General features: G+C 62.7%; 1 protein-coding gene and 1 pseudogene. Both read right to left on the bottom strand.

Features of this window, described 5'->3' with window-relative positions; all coding sequences use genetic code 11:
• Nucleotides 1-424 (bottom strand): annotated as a pseudogene (locus tag WAQ08_RS06950) (hypothetical protein); the annotation flags it as partial.
• A gap of 3 nt (nt 425-427) precedes the next feature.
• Nucleotides 428-1,474 (bottom strand): phenylalanine--tRNA ligase subunit alpha, encoded by a 1,047-nt coding sequence (gene pheS / locus WAQ08_RS06945; RefSeq protein ID WP_422190334.1) that lies wholly within the window; start codon nt 1,472-1,474, stop codon nt 428-430.
• Nucleotides 1,475-1,647: the final 173 nt, after the last annotated feature.

The raw sequence follows: 1,647 nt of genomic DNA, 5'->3' as shown, positions 1-1,647 counted from the left end.
GCCTGAGGCCGCAGGCCATGAGCCGCTTCTGCATCCATGCCGGCGAAGACCCCAGACGCACCCCTTCGATCAGCCGTCCGATGTAGCGCCGGCAGCCCTTGCGATCTTCGATGCGAATAACGGGGCGAGGGGCGTGGGGCGTGGGGCGTGGGATGTTCCGTTCCCTTGCCCCCTGTCTCCCGCCCCCTGCCCCATGAGGCAGCTTCAGTTTCTGCCCGGTGATGGCGGCCACTTCGCGGGCGAGGCCGATGATGGACAGACAGTCGGCGCGGTTGGGCGTGATCTCGAGGTCCAGGACCGGCTCGCCGTCGACGCGCGAGATTCCGGTGACCTCGGAGCCGGCCATCGTCAACCGATGGGCCAGGTCCTCCGGGCTGAGCCGGATCGGCACGAATTCTTTGAGCCACTCAATGGGAAGGCGCATCGCTTAGAATTGGGAGAGAAACCTCAGGTCGTTGTCGAAAAACAGCCGGATGTCGCGGATGCCATGCGTCAGCATTGCGATCCGCTCCACCCCCATCCCGAAGGCAAAGCCCTGCACCCGGCGAGGGTCGTAGCCGACGGCGCGGAAGACGTTGGGGTGGACCATGCCGCAGCCGAGAATCTCGAGCCACCCTTTTCGTCCGCAGGTCGCGCAGCCGCTTCCCTTGCAGCCCGTGCAGGCGATGTCCACCTCCGCCGACGGCTCGGTGAACGGGAAGAAGTGCGGACGGAACCGGACCTTCGTCGACGGACCGAACAGTCGTTGCAGGCAATGCGCGAGGACGCCTTTCAAGTCGGTGAAGCTGGTACGGTCGTCCACCATGAGCCCCTCAACCTGATGGAACATGAAGCTGTGGCTGGCATCGAGCGGATCCGGCCGATAGACGCGCCCCGGCACGACGATCCGCAGCGGGGCTTTTCGCGACTGCATGACGCGGATCTGCACCGGCGAGGTGTGGCTGCGCAGGAGGAGTTTCCCTTTCTTCGGCTCCGGCGAGGGCGCATCGACGAAAAAGGTGTCGAAATTTTCTCGCGAGGGGTGGTCGCGCGGGATGTTGAGGGCGTCGAAGTTGTTGAATTCGTAGTCGAGCTCCGGCCCCTCGACGACTTCAAAGCCCAGCGGGCGGAAACAGTCGAGGAGGCGCTGGAGGGTCTGGGTGACTGGGTGCAGCCGGCCCAGCGGGTGCACGAGGCCGGGCAGCGTCACATCGACGGCAGGAAGTACGGACTGAGAAAGACGGGCCTGTTTTTTCTCGTCAACTTTGTTTTCGAAAGTAGTTTTGAGGACATTGAGCTCTTTGCCAACAGTGGCTCTTTGATCTGGCGGAAAAACTCCGAGTTGCTTGAGGTGAGCTGCGAGGGGACTTTTTCGGCCAAGAAACTTGACACGGACAAGCTCTACTTCCCCAGCGGTATTCGCTTGAGCAAGCGCGATCTCGAATTCTTCCTTAAGCTTGCTCAGGGACTCTTGTACCTGATACGGGTCGTCCATCTCCCTCGTCTGAGGAGTACCGGAAGCGCGCTGCCCTGCGACGGCGGTTACGCGGCGACTTTCTTCGAGGACTTCGAAGCGCCGTTCTTCGTCGCCAGCTCCACCAGCTGGTCAAACACCGCGGGCTCGTTGAGCGCCAGCTCCGACAGCTGCTTGCGGTCCAGCCCGATCTT

Origin of the sequence: Aquabacterium sp. (genome assembly GCF_049274795.1) — a bacterium.
Classification (GTDB): Bacteria; Pseudomonadota; Gammaproteobacteria; order Burkholderiales; family Burkholderiaceae_C; genus Aquabacterium.
This window is presented reverse-complemented; position numbering and strand designations above follow the sequence as displayed.

Bases quoted from the DNA above. Each gene is read 5' to 3' on its own strand.
- pheS (WP_422190334.1), bottom strand. From the start codon at position 1,474: ATGGACGACCCGTATCAGGTACAAGAGTCCCTGAGCAAGCTTAAGGAA.